The sequence below is a fragment of the Methylibium sp. T29-B genome (genome assembly GCF_000576225.1).
Classification (GTDB): Bacteria; Pseudomonadota; Gammaproteobacteria; order Burkholderiales; family Burkholderiaceae_C; genus Methylibium; species Methylibium petroleiphilum.
Genome location: NZ_AZSN01000024.1, coordinates 1 through 18,998 on the forward strand (window position 1 = coordinate 1; position 18,998 = coordinate 18,998).

Consider the following 18,998-nt stretch of genomic DNA (forward strand, 5'->3'; position numbering starts at 1 on the left):
CGGCGGCGGACTGGGTGAGCTGCCGCGCGGCGCACCGCTGCGGGCACGCTCATCGCGTCCGGCCGGCCGGTAGCCGTTCTCGCTGCCCTCGCCGCGTCCGTCGCGTCCGCGCGCCACGCTGGTGTCGAGTTTCATCGTCAGCGAGATGCGGCCGCGCGCCAGATCGACCTCGAGCACCTTGACCTTGACGATGTCGCCGGTCTTCACGATCTCGCGCGCGTCGTTGACGAACTTGTTCGCCAGCTGGCTCACGTGTACCAGCCCGTCCTGGTGGACGCCCAGGTCCACGAAGGCGCCGAACTGCGCCACGTTGCTGACCGTGCCTTCCAGCGTCATGCCGGCCTGCAGGTCCTTGATGTCGTCGACGCCCTCGTTGAAGCGCGCCACCTTGAAGTCCGGGCGTGGGTCGCGGCCAGGCTTCTCCAGCTCGGCGAGGATGTCCTTCACGGTGATCGCGCCGAAGCGCTCGTCGGCGTAAGCCTCGGGCCGCAGCTTGCGGATCACGTCGCTGTTGCCGATCAGATCACCGACGGGTCGGCCGACGGCGGCGATGATCTTCTCGACCACCGGGTAGGTCTCGGGGTGCACGCCCGACAGGTCGAGCGGGTTGTCGCCGTCGCGGATGCGCAGGAAGCCGGCCGCCTGCTCGAAGGTCTTCTCACCCAGGCCCGCGACCTCGCGCAGCTGGCGGCGGTTGCGGAAGGCGCCGTGCGTATCGCGCCAACGCACGATGCCGGCCGCGACCGCGCCCGACAGCCCGGACACGCGCGACAGCAGCGGCGCCGACGCGGTGTTCAGATCGACGCCGACCGAGTTGACGCAGTCCTCCACTACCGTGTCGAGCGTGCGCGCGAGTTCGCTCTGGTTCACGTCGTGCTGGTACTGGCCGACGCCGATGCTCTTGGGGTCGATCTTCACCAGCTCGGCCAGCGGGTCCTGCAGCCGCCGTGCGATCGAGACCGCTCCGCGCAGGCTCACGTCGAGCTCCGGCAGTTCCTTGCTGGCGAACTCCGAGGCCGAGTAGACCGAAGCGCCCGCCTCGCTGACGACCACCTTCTCGATGTGCGTGCCAGGGGCCAGTTGCTGGATGCGCTTGATCAGGTCGGCCGCCAGCTTGTCGGTCTCGCGGCTCGCGGTGCCGTTGCCGATGGCGATCAGGTTGACGCCGTGGGTCGCGGCCAGCCGGCCCAGCGTGTGGATCGCGCCGTCCCAGTCCTTGCGGGGCTCGTGCGGGTACACCGTGGCCGTGTCGAGCACCTTGCCGGTGTCGCTGACGACCGCCACCTTCACGCCGGTGCGGATGCCGGGGTCCAGGCCCATCACCACGCGCTTGCCGGCCGGCGCGGCCAGCAGCAGGTCGCGCAGGTTCTCGGCGAAGACCTTGATCGCCACCTTCTCGGCATCCTCGCGCAGCCGCGCGAACAGGTCGCGCTCCAGGCTCAGGCTGAGCTTGACCTTCCAGGTCCAGGCCACGCACTTGCGGATCAGCTCGTCGGCCGGGCGCTTGGCGTGGCTCCAGCCCAGATGCACCGCGATGCGCCCTTCGGCGAGCGTCGGCTTGCCCGGCAGCGCCTCCTCGTCGAGCACCAGCTTCGCGTCCAGGATCTCCAGCGTGCGACCTCGGAACACCGCGAGCGCACGGTGCGAGGGCACGGTGCGGATGGGCTCGTCGTAGTCGAAGTAGTCGCGGAACTTCGCGATCTCCGCGTCCTGCTCGTTCTTGCCATCCATCAGCTTGGAGCGCAGCAGCCCCTCGTCCCACAGCCAGCCTCGCAGCGACTGCACCAGTGCGGCGTCCTCGGCCCAGCGTTCGGACAGCAGGTCGCGCACGCCGTCGAGCACCGCGTGGACATCGGCGAAGCCGGCGGTCGCCAGCGCCTCGGCGCCGCCCGCATAGCCGGCCACGAAGGCGGCGGCCTCGACCAGCGGGTCGAGCGTGGGGTCGGCGAACAGGCGGTCGGCCAGCGGCTCGATGCCGGCCTCGCGGGCGATCATGCCCTTGGTGCGACGCCGCGGCTTGAAGGGCAGGTAGAGGTCTTCCAGCTCCTGCTTGGTCGGCGCGGCGTCGATCGCGGCGCGCAGTTCGGGCGTGAGCTTGCCCTGCTCGTCGATGCTCTTCAGCACGGCGGCGCGGCGCTCCTCGAGCTCGCGCAGGTACCCCAGGCGCGCTTCCAGGTCGCGCAGCTGGGTGTCATCGAGGTTGTCGGTCGCCTCCTTGCGGTAGCGCGCGATGAAGGGCACCGTGGCCCCGCCGTCGAGCAGTTCGACGGCAGCGTTGACTTGGGCCGGCCGAACCTTCAGCTCGGCGGCGATTTGCAGCAGGATCTTGTCCACGGACTCGGGAGGGGCCCGGCAACGGGCCGCGGATCATCGGGAAGGCGCGCAGTGTAGCGACCGGCCGGACACCGATCGTTGCATCTCGACGCGCGCTCAGACCAGCTTGCGTTCGGCCGCGGGCGGCGGGCTCCACTGGTAGAGCCAGGTCTCGCTGAGCGACTGGCCGTCGCAGCGCAGGTAGACGCGCAGGTCGATCGGCTCGGTGCCGGCCGGCGGCACCACGTCGAACATCGCCCGGTAGCCCGAGACCGAGGCCAAGGGCCGCGCCGACGTGATCTCCACGCGGCCACGCGAGGCGCTGACGACGGCCTCGACCTTGGCCTTCGGCCCGATCAGCGACAGGTCGCCGCCGGAGAAATCGACCGCGAACCGCCACGAGAAATACTTGCGCGGCTGACCGATCACACCGCCCAGGCCGGTGCGCGTGGCCACGCAGCGCGCGAGCGGCGGCCGGGCCGGCGGCTGCGCGCCCCAGTAGAGGCGGTAGGCGAACAGCAGTTCCTCGCCGGCCTGCGGTGGGCGCGCCGGATTCCACAACGCGACGATGTTGTCGAAGGTCTCGTCGGCGGTCGGGATCTCCACCAGCTGCAGCGAGCCGGCGCCCCAGCCCGACTTCGGTTCCACCCACACGCAGGGCCGCTTGTCGTAGAACACGCCGTCGTCCTGGTAGTGGTCGAAGTTGCGGTCACGCTGCAGCAGGCCGAAGCCGCGCGGATTCTCGTCCTGGTAGGCGTTGAAGCGCAGCGTGGCGGGATTGGTGAGGGGGCGCCAGATCCACTCGCCGCTGCCGGTCCACATCTGCAGGCCGTCGCTGTCGTGCACCTCGGGCCGCCAGTCGTTGGCGACGCGGCGGTCGTTCTCGCCGTACTGGAACATGCTGGTCAGCGGCGCGATGCCCAGGCGCTCGATGGGTTTGCGCGGGTAGAGCGCCGCATCGATGTCCATCACCTGCGTGTCGCCCGGCGTGATGACGAAACGGTAGGCCCGGCGATGCTGGGCGAATCGAGCAGCGCATACACCGTGATGCTGCTCGACTGGCGCGCCGGCTTCTCCAGCCAGAAGGCGACGAAGTTCGGAAACTCCTCCGGTCGCGGCAGGCCGGTATCGACGGCCAGGCCGCGCGCCGACAGACCGTACTGCCATTCCCCGCCGACCGCGCGGAAGTAGCTCGCGCCCAGGAAGGCCGAGATGTCGCGCTCGAGATCGGTGTGGAAGTTCAGCCGGAAGCCGGCGAAGCCCAGGTCGCTCGGCAATTGACTGCCCTGAACCCCGCTCTTGCCGTAGTCGAACATCTCGCGTCGTAGGCCAGTTCGCGGGCCCGGCCGTCCACCAGCTCGTGAATGCGCACCGGCGACTTGAAGAACAGCCCCAGATGGAAGAACTGCGCCCGGAAGCGCAGCTCGTCTTCGCCCCACAAGGCGTGGTCGGGTCGGAAGCGGATGGCCTGGTGGCGGTCCCAGTCGAGCGAGTCGATCGCCTTCGGCAGCACCGACCGCGGCGCCTGGTAGGCCTTGGTAGCCAGCGCACGAGCGCGGCCCTTGAGCAGCGCGTAGTCGAAGGCCTCGGCCTGACCGATCGCCTTCAGGCCCGCTGCGGCAGCGTCACCGCCCAGCAGGGCCTGAAGCGTGGCCGACGCGGCCATGCCGCGCAGCAGTTGTCGTCTTTGCATGGAGGGAGAGAGGAAGGAGGATGCGAGCCTCCGTACGATACCGGAGGCTGCGGCAGGCCGGGTCGGCCTGCGTCTTCAGGCGGCGGCGAGCGGAACGAGTTCGCTGCCGATCGCGATGCGGATCGTCGGGTGCACGCCGGGCCGACGCAGCAGCAACTGCGCCAGCAGTTCCTGAGCCGCGCGCCACAGCGCGATGCCGCGCGGGCGGTCGCCCTGGCAGTCGCGACGCGGAATCACGAGCTCGGATTCCACCGGTTCACCGCGCCCCGCGAAGTCGATCACGCAGCGTGCCACCAGCACCTGATGCGTCGCCAGCAGCACCTCCGTGCTGTGGTGCGCGTCGAGGTCGAAGTCGATGTCGGCCGGTGCCGGGGCGGCCTGTGCGAGGAGGCTGTCGATGTCGGCAAGTCGGGGTCGGGCTGTCATGGATGCAGATGCTAGATCGCCCTTCGTGACAGTCTGTAGGCGCCCGAAAGTCCCTGCTGTAGGACAACGCGCCGGCCGCGCCCCCTACAATTCGAGCCATGATCTTCAGGCTCCACGCCGTCCTTTTCGCCATCCTCCTGTGCTGCTGCGGCATCCTCGTGCCGGCGGATGTGAGCCACGACAGCACGGCCCGGGCTCTGCAGTCCGAGGCGGCGATTCCGGAACGCGCGCTCGACCGCCTGACGCTGCCGGACCCGATGTCGCAGGCGCAGGCCGAGAGCGCAGCGGACGGCCCGGGCTGCTGCCGAAGCCGCGTTGCCGGGCTTCACCGCGCCGCGCGCCGCATTGCCGCGGCCCGATGCCGACAGCCGCTTGCGCCCGCCCTACCTCGACGGGCTGCGACGGCCGCCCCGAACGGCATCCCGCCTCGCCTGATCCCTGCCGCGGACGTCCCGCGGCCCCAATGTCTCCCCGGCCTGCACTGCAGGCCTGCTGCGGCATCCCCGCATTCAACCTGCTGCCATGGACTTCCTCCTCGACCCCAACATCTGGATCGCGTTCGCGATGCTCACCGCCCTGGAAATCGTCCTGGGCGTCGACAACATCATCTTCATCTCCATCCTCGTCGGCCGGCTGCCGCCGGAGACGCGCGAAAAGGCGCGCCGCCTCGGCCTGGGCTTCGCGATGGTCTCTCGGCTGCTGCTGCTGTTCTCGCTGAGCTGGGTGATGGGCCTGACGGCCGACCTGTTCTCGGTGCTCGGCCAGGGCATCAGCGGGCGCGACCTGGTGCTGCTGTTCGGCGGCCTGTTCCTGCTCTACAAGGCCTCGCACGAGATCTTCGTGGAGGTCGAGGCGCCCGAGCGCGACGGCCCGCCGGCCACCGACGAGGCCGCACTGAGGGCCGCCGGCAACCGCCTGTTCTGGGGCGTCATCGGCCAGATCGCGGTGATCGACATCGTGTTCTCGCTCGACTCGGTGATCACCGCGGTGGGCATGGTCGACCAGATCGGCGTGATGGTGGCTGCGGTCGTGACCTCGGTGGGCGTGATGCTGGTGGCGGCCCGGCCGATCGGCGAGTTCGTCGACCGCCATCCGTCGGTCAAGGTGCTGGCGCTGGCCTTCCTGGTGATGGTCGGCATGGCGCTGACGGCCGAGCCTTCGACATGCACGTGCCCAAGGGCTACATCTATGCCGCGATGGCGTTCTCGCTGGGCGTCGAGGCGCTGAACATCCGCTCGCGCGGCAAGCGCCGCGCGGCCCTCGAGGCCGGCAAAGGCACGGCCTGAGGCGGCGGCGCGCGCCGGTCGGCCGGGCCGCCACACGGCGGCCTTGCCTTTGGCCGGTGCAGCGCCGAAGCTAACAGGCTGGTGCGATGGAAGTGCACGCGGTGCCGGGGCCGACGACGCTCCGACCGGCACGCGGCGCCAGCACGGCGGAGCGTCCCGCCCGGGTGACCGGGCTCCACGAGGGGAACGCCATGCCTGCCTTCATCACACTGGTGAACTTCACCGACCAGGGCGCACGCAGCATCAAGGACTCGCCGGAGCGCTTCGAGGCCTACAAGGCGCTGGCCGAGGGCCTGGGTGTCACGGTCAAGAGCGTGCACTGGACCCAGGGCCCCTACGACCTGGTGCTGATCACCGAGGGCCCCGAGGAAGGCGCAATGCTCAGCGCGCTGAAGATGGCGCAGCTGGGCAACGTGCGGACGCAGACGATGCGCGGCTACTCGGCCAGCGAGATGCGCGGCTTCGTCAAGAAGCTCGGCTGAGCATGCCAGCGCCCGTCATGCGGGCGCCGGGCATCAGGCCGACGTGAGGCCGAGTCGCTCGAACAGCGCCTCGTCGCGCTCGACGTCCGGGTTGCCGGTCGTCAGCAGCTTGTCGCCGTAGAAGATGGAATTGGCGCCGGCCAGGAAGCACAGCGCCTGGATCGCGTCGCCCATCTCCTGGCGGCCTGCCGACAGCCTCACGTAGGCGGTCGGCATGGTGATGCGGGCGACGGCGATGGTGCGCACGAACTCGAAGGGGTCGAGCTTGTCGCTGCCGGCCAGCGGCGTGCCCTCGACCTGCACCAGTTCGTTGATCGGCACCGACTCCGGGTGCGGGTCCAGGTTGGCCAGCTGCGCCACCAGCCCGGCGCGCTCGCGCCGGCTCTCGCCCATGCCGACGATGCCGCCGCAGCACACGTTCATGCCGGCGTCGCGCACGTGCGCCAGCGTCTGCAGGCGCTCCTCGTAGACGCGCGTGCTGATGATGCGGCCGTAGGCCTCCGGCGCGGTGTCGAGGTTGTGGTTGTAGTAGTCGACGCCCGCTTCCTTCAGCGCCTGCGCCTGCGGCTTGCTCAGCATGCCCAGCGTGCAGCAGGCCTCGAGGCCGAGCGACTTGACCTCGCGGACCAGCTCGACCACCTTCTCGATGTCGCGATCCTTGGGCTCACGCCAGGCCGCGCCCATGCAGAAGCGCGTGGCGCCGGCCGCGGCGGCGGCCTGCGCCGCCTGCCGCACCGTGGCCACATCCATCAGCTTGTCGGCCTCGACACCGGTGTCGTGGTGGACCGACTGCGGGCAGTAGGCGCAGTCCTCCGGACAACCGCCGGTCTTGATGGAGAGCAGCGTCGAGCGCTGGACCGCGTTGGCATCGAAATGCTCACGGTGCACCTGCTGGGCACGGAAGATCAGGTCGTTGAACGGCAGAGCGAACAGGGCCTCGATGGCCTCCACGCTCCAGCGTTCGCTGGACGGATGCACATGGACGGGCGCCGGGCGCACGAGATGAACAGGCTGGGTGGCAGTCATCCCGCCATTGTGCCTGCTGACGCCGTGCCGGCGTCGTGCCCGGTTCAGCGCTCGCCTGCCGCCAGCCAGGCGAGCAGGCCCTGCCCCGCGGCGCGGCCGGTGGCGAAGCAGGCATTGAGCAGGTAGCCGCCGGTCGGCGCTTCCCAGTCGAGCATCTCGCCGGCGCAGAACACGCCGGGCAGCGCCCTGAGCATCAGCCGCTCGTCGAGCGCCTCGAGGCGCACGCCGCCAGCGGTGCTGATGGCCTCGTCGACCGGCCGGGCCGCCACCAGCCGCAGTGGCAGCGCCTTCAGGGCCGCGGCGAGGCGCGCGGCGTCGTGCAACTGCTCCTTGTCGAGCAGTTCATGCAGCAGCGCGGCCTTCACGCCGTCGATGCCGAGCCGGCTCTTGAGGTGGGTCGACAGCGAGCGCGGTCCGCGCGGCCGAGCCACTTCAGCGGCCACCCAGTCCGGGTTGCGATCCGGCAGCAGGTCGAGCGTGAGGCTCGCCTCGCCGTGCGCGGCGATCTCGTCGCGCAGCAGCGCCGAGGCGGCATAGACCAGGCTGCCCTCGACGCCCGTCGCGGTGACCACGAACTCGCCCTGGCGGTGGAAGCGGCGGCCGTCGGAGGTCTCGGTACTCAGCACCACCGGCTTCACCGGCGCGCCGGCGAAGCGCTCGCGCAGGTGGGCGCTCCAACCCGGCGCCCGGCCGGCGTGCCCGATGTCGAACCCGCAGTTCGACGGCTGCAGCGGCGCCACATCGACACCGCGTGCGGCGAGCCCCGGCAGCCAGGCCCCGTCGGAGCCGAGACGCGCCCAGCTGGCGCCGCCCAGCGCCAGCAGCACGGCGTCGGGGCGCACGGTGCGCTCGCCGGTCGGGGTCGCGAAACGCAACGCACCGTCGTCGGTCCAGCCGCACCAGCGATGGCGTTGATGGAAGCTCACCCCGGCACCCCGAAGGCGCTGCAGCCAGGCCCGCAGCAGCGGTGCGGCCTTCAGGTCGCTCGGAAAGACCCGGCCGGAACTGCCGACGAAGGTCGCAATGCCCAGCGCGTTGGCCCATTGCCGCAGCGCGGACGGATCGAAGTCCGTCAGCCAGGGCGCGAGTTGTGCCTGCCGCGGGCCGTAGCGAGTGAGGAAGTCCTCGAAGGGCTCGCCATGCGTCAGGTTGAGTCCGCCCTTGCCGGCGAGCAGGAACTTGCGTCCGACCGACGGCATGGCGTCGTACAGGTCGACCTGCACGCCGCCGGCCACCAGCACCTCCGCGGCCATCAGGCCGGCGGGGCCGCCGCCGATGACCGCTGCGCGTCGAGCGCCGCTCATCTGCGGAACGGCCGCAGCGCATGCGCGGTGCGGCCGGAGGGGGCGTGGAAGGTCGGAGGCGGCTTCATGGGCGGCGCAGTGTGCCACGCGAGTCTGCCGGCCCGGCATTGCCGCGGGGAATGTCGTGGCCGGCTGTTCGGCCAGGTCAGCTCTTGCCCTGCAGCATCGTGTAGAAATAACTTTAAGAAATGAGTTTAATCATTTAAAAACAATAGCTTATGATCTGTTTTTAATGTGATTAATCACTTGAAGTTGCAGGACGCAATGCCGTCTTCAGCTGCTGGCCCAGGTCAGGCCGCGCCTCGTAGGGATCGCTGGGATTGCGGCCCTGGACGATGTCCTCCATCCGCGCCCGCACGCCGGCCAGGGCCTGTGGGTGGCTGTAGATGTAGAAGCGGCCTTCGCGCACGGCATCGAACACGAACTGCGCCACCTGCGCCGCGCTGACCCGCCCTGATTCCACGGCCTTCCCGATCATCGCGTGCGCGACGCGCTGGCTTTGCGTTGCCCGCTGCCCACGCAGCGCGGTCGGCCGGTTGCGGTGGCTGTCCCCGATCCCGGTCGGCACGAAGTAGGGGCAGAGCACCGAGGCACCGACACGTTCGGTGACGAGCCGCAGATCCTGGTACAGCGTCTCGCTGAGGGACACCACGGCATGCTTGGTGACGTTGTACACGCCCATGTTCGGCGTGTTCAGCAGCCCGGCCATCGACGCCGTGTTGACGATGTGCCCTTCGTAGCCCGCGTCCTGCGCCGCGGCCGCCAGCATCATCGGCGTGAACACGCGGACACCGTGCGCCACGCCCATCAGGTTGACCCCGATGACCCACTCCCAATCCTTCAGCGTGTGCTCCCAGATCAGGCCTCCGGCACCGACGCCGGCGTTGTTGAACACCAGGTGCGGCGCGCCGAAGCGCGCCAGCGTCGCAGCCCCGAGCGCCTCGACCTCGGCGGCCTGCGCCACGTCGAGCCGGAACGGCAGCACCTCGGCCCCCAGCGCCTCGATCTCGGCCACCGCGCGCTCCAGCGCATCAGCCTGCACGTCGGCCATCACCAGCTTCATGCCCTCGCGCGCGGCGATGCGCGAGGCCTCCAGGCCGAAACCGGAACCGGCCCCGGTGATGACCGCGGTGCGGCCGGCGAACTGCTGGATCATGCCGTCGTGTCCTTCTTGATCTGGAAGCCAAACGGGGGAAATGCACGCGCACCTGCCCTGCCCGGTCGTCGCGGCGCTCGACCGTGACGGTCTCCCGCGTCAGCCCCACCAGCGGCCCGACCACCGGGTCGCGACCGTAGTCCACCGCCGACACCGCCACGCGCTCGCCGGCCTCGAAGCCCAGGCCCGGCATCACGCTCACCGGTGCATGCGCCTTCGCCCCGGCCGCGATGGTCAGGGCCTCGTCCTCGCCGAGCGCTTCGGGTCGGCCGTGGCCGAAAGCCAGCACGCGTGCATGCCAGGCCAGCAGGTTCGGGTAAGCGTCCAGGATCCCGGCCACCGGCGGCGCGCTCTTCACGAACCACACGCAGTGCGCCACCGAGAAGTCCGCGATGCTCGCCGTGCCGCCGCCCAGGAAGGCGCGCCCGTCGGCCAGCCGCTGTTCGATCCAACCAGGTGGTTGTGCAGCTGCGCGGTGGCGTCGCTCACGGTCGGCCAGTGCAGCCCCGTGGTCATCGCGGCGCGATCGGCGCCGAACGCCTTCAGCACCTCGGGCGGCGCGCCGGCGAAGATGGCCGCCATGCCGGCGGGCTGCAGCGTGTAGGGCACGGCGGTCCAGAACAGCGTGAAGTCGGCCCATTGCGCGATCAGCGGTGCCTCGCCCGCCGATTCGGCCGGATAGAGCGTGCGCTCGGGCGCATGGGCCTCGATCACGCGGGCGATCAGCGCGGTATCGCAGTAGATGTCGGCACCGACCTGCAGCACGGGCGTCTTGCGGTAGCCACCGGTCAGCGCCACCAGGTTCGGCTTGGGCATCATGATCGGGATGGTCACGCTGCGCCAGGCCAGCCGCTTGTAGCCCAGGATGAGCCGGGTCTTCTCGGCGAACGGCGAGGCCGGGTAGTGGTGCAGGATCAGGTCGCTCATGGGGTGGAGGCTCCGGGGAGGGTCGGTGGTGCGGCGCGGTGCGCGGGCCGTGGCGCGAAGAGGCGGCGGAAGGTGTCGGACAGGTCGCGCACCTCGGCGCCGTCGAGCACCCCCTTGGCCGCCAGCAGCCGGTGCAGCCGCGGCAGGTGGTAGTGCGGCACGGCCGGGTACAGGTGGTGCTCGAGGTGGTGATTCACGTGGTGCGGGAACAGCAGTGCGCGGCCCAGCAGGTTCAGCAGCGTGTCGGCGGCCCGGCCGCTCTTCGCCGGGCCGGTGAGGTTGCTGCGCGCCGCCGTCAGCGGTGAGCCGAGATCGGTGACCGCGCCGTGCTCGCAGATCGCGCGCAGCCGCAGGATGGGCTGCAGCACCGTCAGCAGCGGCAGCGCCCACAGCACCGCGTACTGCGCCAGCCCCTGCCAGCCCCCGAGTCCGAAGCTCGCTGCCGGCAACGCGAGCTGCGCGGCCACGACCCACCACCGGTCCTGGCGCGCGGCGCGCCGCAGGTCCGCAGAGGTGTCGTTCAGCAGCTTCTGCGACCGCAACGCACCCTCACCCCCCATGGCCGTCTCGTCGCGGATCGCCGGCGCGCCGAAGAAGTAGGCGTAGGTCTTCCAGGCATTCGCGCCGAGCAGGTCCGTGCCGAGCTTCTTCCACAGATAGGCCACGCCGCGCGGATAGCACCGTGGATCGCGGTGTCGGGGTCCTGCGGACCGTAGAGGTGGTTGTGGTGCAGGCGGTGGATCACGCGGTAGGTGCACATCGAGATCCCACCGGCCATGCCGATCAGTCGCCCCAGCACGTCGTTGAGTCGCCGGCTCGACAGCAGTCGGTAGTGCGCCGCCTCATGGGCCAGGATGAAGAAGCCGTGCTGCTGCACCCCGACCACGAGAACGCTCGCCAGCACCCAGGGGCTGGGCCAGACGGCCAGCCCGAACGTGATCGCCGCGGCACTGACGCCGACGCTGAGCGCCAGCGCGCCCATCGAGCGGCAGTCGTTCAGGCGCGTCAGCGGTGCGAGCTCCTGCGCGCCGAGCACGCGGCGCGCGGCAGCCGCGCCCTGCCCGGCGCGCGCCACGGTCGCGGCCAGCGGACGCAGATCCTCGCGGAACTCGTCACCCGCTTGCGTCGGTGGCGTGCCGTGGTTCATGAGGGGCTCCTGCGCGGCGTCCAGCCTGAAGCTTCGACGGCTCGACGGGCCTGCCGGTTCCGGCCGGGGCTCAGACCAGCTTCACCAGCTGCTTGCCGAAATTGCGGCCCTTCAGCAACCCGAGGAAGGCCTGCGGCGCACCGGCCAGGCCCTCGGCGACGCTCTCGCGGTACTTGAGCCGGCCGCTCGCGACCGCCGCACCCAGTTCCTTCAGTGCCTGCGGCCACAAGGCCGTGTGCTCGGTGACGATGAAGCCCTGCAGCTTCATCCGGTTCACCAGGATCAGCGAGGGGTTCTGCATCGGGATCGGCTCGCCGTTGTAGCCGGCGATCATCCCGCAGAAGGCGATGCGGCTGAAGGCGTTGGCGCGCAGCATCACGGCGTCGAGGATCAGGCCGCCGACGTTCTCGAAGTGACCGTCGATGCCGTTCGGACAGGCCGCCTTCAGCGCCGCGCTCAGCGACTTGAGATCCGGGTGCTGGCGATAGTCGATGCAGGCGTCGAAGCCCAGCTCGCCGCTGACGTAGGCGCACTTCTCCGGCCCGCCGGCAAGGCCGACCACGCGGGCACCGCGCGCCTTCGCCAGCTGCCCCACCGCACCGCCGACCGCACCGCTCGCCGCGCTGACCACGACCGTCTCGCCGGCCTGCGGCGCGATGATCTGCGTGAGGCCGTACCACGCCGTCACGCCCGGCATGCCGACAGCGCCCAGGTAGGCCGACAGCGGGATCTGCGTGGTGTCGACCTTCTGCAGCGCGCCGCGCTGCCTGGCGTCGACCGTCTGGTAGAGCTGCCAGCCGCCCATGCCGACCACGGCATCGCCGACAGCAAAGGACGCGTGGCGCGAGGCCACCACCTCGCCGACGGTGCCGCCGATCATCACCTCGCCCAGCGGCTGGGGCTGGGCGTAGCTGCGGGCCTCGTTCATGCGGCCGCGCATGTAGGGGTCGAGCGACAGGTAGTGGTGGCGCACGCGCACCTGGCCGTCCTCCAGCTCGGCCAGCGGCGTCTCGACGAGGCGGAAGTTGTCGACCGTCGGTTCGCCATCGGGCCTCGAGGCGAGCAGGATCTGCTGGTTGATCGTTGCGGTCATGGTGTGTCTCCGGTGCGGATTTCAGTCGGAGCCGCTGCCGTCAAGACGGCGCTGCAGCGACTTGGGCTCACGCGCGCCGGCCGGCAGCGCGCGCAGGTACTTGAAGGTGCCTGTCGCATGTGCGCACAGCACGCCGTCCTCGCCGAGCACGCGGCCTTCGCAGAACGCCAGCGTGGCCGTGCGGTGCAGCAGCCGGCCGTGGCAACGCAGCAGGCCCTCGCCGGGACGCAGGAAGCTGGTCTTCATCTCCACGGTCACGACGCCGGGGCCGAGCCCGGCCTGCGCGAAGTTGCTGCTGCGCGCGGCATGCGCCATCGCGACGTCGAGCAGGGTCATCGTCAGACCGCCGTGGGCGACCTGGAAGGAATTGGTCAGCGCGTCCACGACGCGCACCGTGATCTCGGCCTCGCCGTCGGAAAGACGGACCAGTTCGAAGCCGAGCTGCTCCACGAAGGGAATGAGTACCGGGAAGTCCATCGTGTCGGGTCCGTGCCGTGAACGCGCCGCCTCAGCGCTCGAGCCACTCGAAGAACGCGGCGTTGCTCGGCGCACGCCCCAGGAAGCGCGCCACCAGCTCGGCGGGCGGAGCCTGGCCGCCGTTGGCCAGCACCGTCTCACGGTAGCGACGACCGACGGCCGGGTCCAGCGGGTCGGCCGCGAAGGCGGTGCGCAGATCCTGCGCGATCGCCAGGCTCCAGAGGTAGGCGTAGTAGCCGGCGCCGTAGCCGCCGGCCACGTGCGAGAAGCCGGCCGGGAACAGCGAGCCGGGCTCGTAGCCGAGCGGCGTGGCGCTCTCCATGCGGGCCCACAGCGCCATCGGGTCCGGCGCGTCCTTGTCGTGCAGCGCGAGGTCGTAGCTGGCGTACAGATGCTGGCGCGCGAACTGCAGCCCCTTGGCGAAGCTGCGCGATTGCACGGCGCGCGCCAGCAGGTCGGCTGGCACCGGCTCGCAGCTCGCGCAGACCTGCTGGAACAGCGCCAGCACCTGGGCGTCGTAGACCCATTCCTCCAGCATCTGCGATGGCGCCTCGACGAAGTCGAGCTTGACCGCGGTCCCGGCCTGTGCGGCATAGCGCGTGTGCGACAGCGTGACGTGCAGCGCATGGCCGAACTCGTGCAGCAGCGTTTCCAGCTCGTCGATCGTCAGGCCCTGGCGGTCGAAGTTGGTCACCAGCGCGGCCGTCGGCAACTGCCCGCTCCAGGTCGACGAGCCGCGCAGCGGCCACACCGCCGCGTGGCCGTACTTGTCGGCACGGGGGGTAGAGATCGAGGTAGAGCGTGGCCAGCGGCGTGCGGCCGGCGGCGTCGACCACGACGTAGGCCTTGGCGTCGGGATGCCACAGCGACTGAGGCACCGGCTCGAAGCCCACGCCGAACAGCCGCCCGGCGAGCGCGAACACGAAGTCGACGCTGGCCTGCGGCGGGAAATAGCGCCGGAAGCTCTCCTGGTCGAGCGCCAGGCGCTCGCGCTTGACGCGCTCGAGGTAGTAGCCCACGTCCCAGCGTTTCAGCGGCGTGGTGTCGGGCGCCGTCTTCAACTCGGCGGCCTTGGCGGCACGCAGTTCGGACAGATCGCGTTCCTCGCGCTCGCCCAGCTCGCCCTTCACCTCGCCGAGGAAGGCCTGCACGTTGCCCACGTTCAGCGCCATGCGACGGCGCAGCGTGAAATCGGCATAGCTCTCGACACCGAACAGGCGCGCGTAGCTGCGGCGCTTCTCGCCCAGCCGCGCCAGCGTCTTCAGGTTCGCCTGGCCGCCGCGCGCCTGGAAGGCCCGCCACATGCGTTCGCGTGCCCCGGGCTGCGCGCGTTCTCCACCACCGGCGAGTAGGTCGGGTAGTCGAGCCCCAGCAGCACCCGGCCCTGCGCGTCGCGGGGGGCGGTGCTCCACACACTGGCCGGCACCCCGTCGAGTTCGCTGTCGGTGAAGGCGACGCGGGTCTTGTCCTCGCGCAGGCGACGCTCGAAGTCCTGCGACAGGCGGCCCAGTTCGTCGTTGAGCGCGCGTGCGCGGTCGCGCTTCGCGGCCGGCAAGCCGACCCCGGCGTCCTCGAAACTCGCGAGCAGATCGGCCCGCATCTGCCGGTCGATCGCATCGACCGGCTGCAGCGCCTGCAGACGCCGGTAGATCCTGGGGTTCTGGTACAGCCGGCTGGTGAAGGCCTGGTAACGCAGCTCGCAGGCCTCGGCCGCGTCGCGTACCGGCTTGTCGGGGTGCACGTTCGCCAGGAAGAACACCGGCGACAGGCTGTCGTCGACTGTCTGTCCGAGCCGGTCGATCTCGATCAGCACGCCGTCCGGGCCGCGACCGGCCGCGATGCGCCGCGCCTGCGCCTCGATCTCGCGCAGCGTGCGGTCGCAACGCGCCTTCACGGCGGCGCCGTCGCGGTAGCTCGGAAAGACGTAGGGCGCGGTGTCGGCCGCGGCGCTCCAGCCGCTGACGCCGAACAGGGCGACGCAACTCGACAGCCGAAGCAGCCGGGACAGGAAAGCGAGGACGGAAGCGTTCATGCGGATCGGGAAGGGAGAGGTGTCGGCGATCATCGGGACGAGGCGACGCCGACCGCGTGCGGTGGGCGCCGACCGGCCTCAGGCCGACCGGTAATCGACCACGCGCCGGTCGCTGCGCAGCGGCCCGAGCTGCGCGGCGACCGCCTGATGGGCCGGATGCTGCTGGTAGGCGTCGAGCGCCGCAGCGTCGGCGAATGCGGACACCAGCACCACGTCGGCATTGGCTTCCAGGCCGGGCGTGCGGATCCCGACATCGAAGGCCAGCATGCCCGGCACCAGGTCGGAACAGCTGTCGAGCAGGTCCTTGAAGCGCGGCGCGTCGGCCGGGTCCTTGAGCGTCCAGATCACCACATGGTGGATCATCGCGGCCTCCCTTTGCCGTCACCCTGGGCCGGCAGGCGCGAGCGCAGCCAGATCATCACCGCGCCGACGGCGATCAGCGCCGAGCCGCTCCACGCGAGGGCGTGGCCGAGCACGGCGGCGGCGTCAATCGTCCAGAGGCCGAGCATCAGCAGCGCCATGCCGCCGAAGATCAGCGGCCAGATCAGGGAGTCGAGGGTTTGCGGTTTCATCGTCAGAGGCAGTCGGGGTCCAGGTCGCGGCAGGTCGCGTCGCGCGTCTCGACCACCGCGAGCCAGGCCGTGATCTTGGGCAGCTCGTAGTGGAAGAAGTAGCGCGCCGCGGCGAGCTTGCCATGGTAGAGCGCCGCTGCGGTGCTACCTGACGCCGTGTCGCTGCCAGCGTCCAGCGCCGCGCGGGCGGCCAGCGCCAACTCCAGCCACATCCACGCCAGCACCACGTGGCCGAAGGCTTGCAGGTAGGGCGTGGCATTGGCCAGCGCGTCGCGCGGCTCACCGCTGGCCCAGGCCGCCTTGGTGGCGGCGCCCAGGTGCTGCAGCGCCCGCGCCAGCGCGTTGCCCTGCTCCGCCAGCCCTGCCACCTGGCCGGCCCGGGCGATGCTGGCGTCGATGCGGCCGGCCAGCAGCCTCAGGCCCTTTCCTCCATCCATCACCACCTTGCGGCCCAGCAGGTCCAGCCCCTGGATGCCGTGGGTGCCCTCGTGGATCATGTTCAGCCGGTTGTCGCGCCAGTGCTGCTCGACCGGGAAATCGCGCGTGTAGCCGCTGCCGCCGAGCACCTGGATCGCCAGGCTGTTGGCCTCCAGGCACCACTCGCTGGGCCAGCTCTTCGCGATCGGCGTCAGCAGCTCCAGCAGCACACCGGCCTCGGCCTGCTCGGTCGCGCTGCCGCTGCGCTTGTCGTCGACCAGCCGCGCGCAGTAGAGCGCCAGCGCCAGACCGCCCTCGACGTAGGCCTTCTGCGCCAGCAGCATGCGCTTCACGTCGGCGTGCTCGACGATGGGCACCGGCGGGCGGCCGGCGTCCTTGGCGCCGAGCGGCCGGCCCTGCGGCCGCTGCTTCGCGTAGGCCAGGCTGCTCTCGTAGCCGGCGTAGCCCAGCATCACCGCGCCGAGGCCGACGCCGATGCGCGCCTCGTTCATCATGTGGAACATGCAGCGCAGGCCCTCGCCCGGCGCGCCGACGCGGTAGCCGACCGCCCCGGCCGCACCACCCGGCCGGAAGCGGCCTTCGCCGAAGTTCAGCAGCGTGTTGGTGGTGCCGCGGTAGCCGAGCTTGTGGTTCAGGCCTGCCAGCGCCACGTCGTTGCGCTCGCCGGTGAGTCGGCCCCCGGGCTGCACCAGCCACTTGGGCACGATGAACAGCGACAGGCCCTTCACGCCGGCCGGCAGCGTGCCGTCGTCCGCGGGGATCTTGGCGAGCACGAGGTGGACGATGTTCTCGGTGAGCTCGTGCTCGCCACCCGAGATCCACATCTTGTGGCCACTGAGCCGGTAGCGCGGCCCCAGCGGATCGTGCTCGCTTCCCTCGCCGTCGGGGCGCGCGCGGGTGGTGACGTCGCCGAGGCTGGAGCCGGCCTGCGGCTCGGACAGGCACATGCTGCCGAACCAGCGACCGGAGAACTCGTGCCGCGCGAAGCTGTCGATCTGCTGCGGCGTGCCGTGCGCCATCAGCAGGCTGGCGTTGCCGGTGGTCAGCATCGCGTAGGCACTGATCGCCACGCTGCCCTTGAAGAAGCAGGCGTTGGCGGCCATCTCGACCACGCAGGGCAACTGCATGCCGCCGATCTCGGCGTCCTGCGCCGCAGCCAGCATGCCCGACGCGGCGTAGGCCTCGGTCGCGGTCCTGGTGCTCTCCGGCAAGTGCACGCGCTCGCCGTCGAAGTGCGGCTCCTGCACGTCGGCGCGCCGGTTGGCCGGCTCGAAGGTCTCGCGGGCGATGCGTTCGCAGGTGTCGAGCACCGCGTCGAAGGTCTCGCGGCTGTGCTCGGCGAAGCGCGGGCGTTGCGTCAGCGTCTCGACGCGCAGCCAGTCGTGCAGCAGGAAGTCGAGCGTGGCGCGGAAGCTCATGATGCGAGTCGGCGGTTCACAGCACCTCGAACACGCCGGCGGCGCCCATGCCGCCGCCGATGCACATCGTGACCGCCACCCGCTTCGCGCCGCGGCGCCGTCCTTCGAGCAGCGCATGGCCGACCAGGCGCTGGCCGCTGACGCCGTAGGGATGGCCCACCGCGATCGCTCCGCCGTTGACGTTGAGCCGCTCCATCGGCAGGCCCAGGCGGTCGGCGCAGTACAGCACCTGCACCGCGAAGGCCTCGTTGAGTTCCCACAGGTCGATGTCGTCGACGGCCAGGCCCAGGCGCTGCAGCAGCTTGGGCACCGCGAACACCGGGCCGATGCCCATCTCGTCGGGCTCGCAGCCGGCCACCGCGAAGCCAAGGAAGCGGCCCAGCGGCTTCAGGCCCCGGCGCTCGGCCAGCGCCTCGTCCATCACCACGCAGGCTCCGGCGCCGTCGGAGAACTGGCTGGCGTTACCGGCCGCCACCACGCCGCCCGGCAGCGCGCTGCGGATACCGGCCACCGCCTCGTAGGTCGTGCCGGGGCGCAGGCCCTCGTCGGCGCTGACCGTCACGTCCCGGCTGCGCACACCGCGCACCGGATCGGCCGTGCCGGTCGTCACCGTGACGGCCACGATCTCGTCGGCGAACCGGCCGGCCTCCTGCGCCGCGCAGGCCTTCTGCTGGCTGGCGGCACCGTAGCGGTCCATGCGCTCTCGCTCGATGCCGTAGCGCCGCGCCACCGTCTCGGCGGTCTGCAGCATCGGCCAGTAGATCTCGGGCTTGTGCTCGCGCAGCCAGGGGTCGGCCAGCAGGTGCTGGTTCATCTCGTTCTGCACGCAGGAGATGCTCTCCACGCCGCCGGCCACGTAGGTGCTGCCCTCGCCCGCCACGATGCGCTGCGCAGCCAGCGCGATGCTCTGCAGGCCGCTGGAGCAGAAACGGTTGACGGTGAGGCCGCTCACCGTGACTGGCAACCCGGCCCGCAACGCGACCTGGCGCGCGATGTTGCTGCCGGTCGCGCCCTCGGGGAAGGCGCAGCCGAGGATCACGTCCTCGACCTCCGCGGGCTCGATGCCGGCGCGCTGCACCGCGGCCTGCACCGCGAAGCCGCCGAGCGTCGCGCCGTGGGTCATGTTGAAGGCGCCCTTCCAGCTGCGGGCGAGCGGCGTGCGGGCGGTGGAGACGATCACTGCTTTCGTCATGATGCTTGGCGTCCTC

General features: G+C 70.8%; 18 protein-coding genes and 3 pseudogenes. 2 read left to right on the forward strand and 19 right to left on the reverse strand.

Annotated features, from left to right (window positions below):
• The 3 genes and pseudogenes from Y694_RS06080 to Y694_RS06090 form a co-directional block, all read right to left on the reverse strand.
• On the reverse strand, positions 1-2,334 hold a 2,334-nt coding region (locus Y694_RS06080), incomplete at its 3' end, for a Tex family protein (RefSeq protein WP_036230792.1).
• A 96-nt stretch (positions 2,335-2,430) separates the two neighbouring features.
• Positions 2,431-4,006: pseudogene (locus tag Y694_RS06085) on the reverse strand (glucan biosynthesis protein).
• A 75-nt stretch (positions 4,007-4,081) separates the two neighbouring features.
• Positions 4,082-4,432, reverse strand: coding sequence for a hypothetical protein (locus Y694_RS06090; RefSeq protein WP_036230794.1), 351 nt, complete (start codon positions 4,430-4,432; stop codon positions 4,082-4,084).
• Between the two features lie 522 nt (positions 4,433-4,954).
• Between Y694_RS06090 and Y694_RS06095 the strand changes: the two are divergent.
• Both Y694_RS06095 and Y694_RS06100 read left to right on the forward strand, forming a co-directional pair.
• Positions 4,955-5,718, forward strand: a pseudogene (locus tag Y694_RS06095) (TerC family protein).
• Positions 5,719-5,909: 191 nt separating this feature from the next.
• Complete coding sequence (locus Y694_RS06100) at positions 5,910-6,200, forward strand: GYD domain-containing protein (protein WP_011829383.1); 291 nt, start codon at positions 5,910-5,912, stop codon at positions 6,198-6,200.
• Positions 6,201-6,233: 33 nt separating this feature from the next.
• Here Y694_RS06100 and bioB read toward each other — a convergent pair whose 3' ends face one another.
• The 16 genes and pseudogenes from bioB to Y694_RS06160 all read right to left on the reverse strand — a co-directional run bounded on the left by bioB (position 6,234) and on the right by Y694_RS06160 (position 18,982).
• Positions 6,234-7,226, reverse strand: coding sequence for a biotin synthase BioB (bioB, locus tag Y694_RS06105; protein WP_011829382.1), 993 nt, complete (start codon positions 7,224-7,226; stop codon positions 6,234-6,236).
• Positions 7,227-7,270: 44 nt separating this feature from the next.
• Positions 7,271-8,530: a TIGR03862 family flavoprotein gene (locus tag Y694_RS06110; protein ID WP_036230796.1), complete on the reverse strand. Its 1,260-nt coding sequence runs from the start codon at positions 8,528-8,530 to the stop codon at positions 7,271-7,273.
• Between the two features lie 238 nt (positions 8,531-8,768).
• Positions 8,769-9,653 carry an SDR family oxidoreductase gene (locus Y694_RS06115; protein WP_310732207.1) on the reverse strand — a complete coding sequence of 295 codons (885 nt, stop codon included), beginning with the start codon at positions 9,651-9,653 and terminating at the stop codon, positions 8,769-8,771.
• The gene (locus Y694_RS26665) at positions 9,562-10,134 is read right to left on the reverse strand and encodes a glutathione S-transferase domain-containing protein (RefSeq protein ID WP_310732208.1); all 573 of its coding nucleotides are present in this window, start codon (positions 10,132-10,134) and stop codon (positions 9,562-9,564) included. The genes Y694_RS06115 and Y694_RS26665 overlap by 92 nt, the downstream gene beginning before the upstream one ends.
• Positions 10,041-10,613 (reverse strand): glutathione S-transferase N-terminal domain-containing protein, encoded by a 573-nt coding sequence (locus Y694_RS26670; protein ID WP_310732206.1) that lies wholly within the window; start codon positions 10,611-10,613, stop codon positions 10,041-10,043. Before Y694_RS26670 ends, Y694_RS26665 begins: the two co-directional genes overlap by 94 nt.
• Positions 10,610-11,173, reverse strand: coding sequence for a fatty acid desaturase (locus tag Y694_RS25530; RefSeq protein ID WP_231497562.1), 564 nt, complete (start codon positions 11,171-11,173; stop codon positions 10,610-10,612). The genes Y694_RS26670 and Y694_RS25530 overlap by 4 nt, the downstream gene beginning before the upstream one ends.
• Positions 11,134-11,760 carry a fatty acid desaturase gene (locus Y694_RS25535; protein ID WP_231497561.1) on the reverse strand — a complete coding sequence of 209 codons (627 nt, stop codon included), beginning with the start codon at positions 11,758-11,760 and terminating at the stop codon, positions 11,134-11,136. The genes Y694_RS25530 and Y694_RS25535 overlap by 40 nt, the downstream gene beginning before the upstream one ends.
• 70 nt (positions 11,761-11,830) lie before the next feature.
• Complete coding sequence (locus Y694_RS06130) at positions 11,831-12,853, reverse strand: NADP-dependent oxidoreductase (RefSeq protein ID WP_036230801.1); 1,023 nt, start codon at positions 12,851-12,853, stop codon at positions 11,831-11,833.
• 21 nt (positions 12,854-12,874) lie between these two features.
• Complete coding sequence (locus Y694_RS06135; RefSeq protein ID WP_036230804.1) at positions 12,875-13,330, reverse strand: PaaI family thioesterase; 456 nt, start codon at positions 13,328-13,330, stop codon at positions 12,875-12,877.
• 31 nt (positions 13,331-13,361) lie between these two features.
• A complete protein-coding gene (locus tag Y694_RS22440) occupies positions 13,362-14,081 on the reverse strand; it encodes a M3 family metallopeptidase (RefSeq protein WP_051495603.1) in 720 nt (239 codons plus the stop codon).
• A gap of 88 nt (positions 14,082-14,169) precedes the next feature.
• Positions 14,170-14,634 (reverse strand): annotated as a pseudogene (locus tag Y694_RS24085) (M3 family metallopeptidase); the annotation flags it as partial.
• Positions 14,592-15,362 carry a hypothetical protein gene (locus Y694_RS22445; RefSeq protein ID WP_152543414.1) on the reverse strand — a complete coding sequence of 257 codons (771 nt, stop codon included), beginning with the start codon at positions 15,360-15,362 and terminating at the stop codon, positions 14,592-14,594. The pseudogene Y694_RS24085 and the gene Y694_RS22445, both read right to left, overlap by 43 nt.
• A 78-nt stretch (positions 15,363-15,440) precedes the next feature.
• A complete protein-coding gene (locus Y694_RS06145; protein WP_011829374.1) occupies positions 15,441-15,725 on the reverse strand; it encodes a Dabb family protein in 285 nt (94 codons plus the stop codon).
• Entirely contained in the window at positions 15,722-15,934 is a 213-nt protein-coding gene (locus Y694_RS06150) for a hypothetical protein (protein WP_036230806.1), read from the reverse strand. The genes Y694_RS06145 and Y694_RS06150 overlap by 4 nt, the downstream gene beginning before the upstream one ends.
• A gap of 2 nt (positions 15,935-15,936) precedes the next feature.
• On the reverse strand, positions 15,937-17,790 hold the full coding sequence (locus Y694_RS06155) for an acyl-CoA dehydrogenase (RefSeq protein ID WP_036230809.1): 1,854 nt from the start codon (positions 17,788-17,790) through the stop codon (positions 15,937-15,939).
• Between the two features lie 16 nt (positions 17,791-17,806).
• A complete protein-coding gene (locus Y694_RS06160; protein WP_036230812.1) occupies positions 17,807-18,982 on the reverse strand; it encodes an acetyl-CoA C-acyltransferase in 1,176 nt (391 codons plus the stop codon).
• Positions 18,983-18,998: the final 16 nt, after the last annotated feature.

Excerpts from the sequence above, each read along its gene's own strand:
- Y694_RS06090 (WP_036230794.1), bottom strand. The coding sequence starts at position 4,432 with ATGACAGCCCGACCCCGACTTGCCGACATCGACAGCCTCCTCGCACAG.
- Y694_RS06100 (WP_011829383.1), top strand. The coding sequence starts at position 5,910 with ATGCCTGCCTTCATCACACTGGTGAACTTCACCGACCAGGGCGCACGC.
- bioB (WP_011829382.1), bottom strand. The coding sequence starts at position 7,226 with ATGACTGCCACCCAGCCTGTTCATCTCGTGCGCCCGGCGCCCGTCCAT.
- Y694_RS06110 (WP_036230796.1), bottom strand. The coding sequence starts at position 8,530 with ATGAGCGGCGCTCGACGCGCAGCGGTCATCGGCGGCGGCCCCGCCGGC.
- Y694_RS26670 (WP_310732206.1), bottom strand. The coding sequence starts at position 10,613 with ATGAGCGACCTGATCCTGCACCACTACCCGGCCTCGCCGTTCGCCGAG.
- Y694_RS25530 (WP_231497562.1), bottom strand. The coding sequence starts at position 11,173 with ATGGGGGGTGAGGGTGCGTTGCGGTCGCAGAAGCTGCTGAACGACACC.
- Y694_RS25535 (WP_231497561.1), bottom strand. The coding sequence starts at position 11,760 with ATGAACCACGGCACGCCACCGACGCAAGCGGGTGACGAGTTCCGCGAG.
- Y694_RS06130 (WP_036230801.1), bottom strand. The coding sequence starts at position 12,853 with ATGACCGCAACGATCAACCAGCAGATCCTGCTCGCCTCGAGGCCCGAT.
- Y694_RS06135 (WP_036230804.1), bottom strand. The coding sequence starts at position 13,330 with ATGGACTTCCCGGTACTCATTCCCTTCGTGGAGCAGCTCGGCTTCGAA.
- Y694_RS22445 (WP_152543414.1), bottom strand. The coding sequence starts at position 15,362 with ATGAACGCTTCCGTCCTCGCTTTCCTGTCCCGGCTGCTTCGGCTGTCG.
- Y694_RS06145 (WP_011829374.1), bottom strand. The coding sequence starts at position 15,725 with ATGATCCACCATGTGGTGATCTGGACGCTCAAGGACCCGGCCGACGCG.
- Y694_RS06150 (WP_036230806.1), bottom strand. The coding sequence starts at position 15,934 with ATGAAACCGCAAACCCTCGACTCCCTGATCTGGCCGCTGATCTTCGGC.
- Y694_RS06155 (WP_036230809.1), bottom strand. The coding sequence starts at position 17,790 with ATGAGCTTCCGCGCCACGCTCGACTTCCTGCTGCACGACTGGCTGCGC.
- Y694_RS06160 (WP_036230812.1), bottom strand. The coding sequence starts at position 18,982 with ATGACGAAAGCAGTGATCGTCTCCACCGCCCGCACGCCGCTCGCCCGC.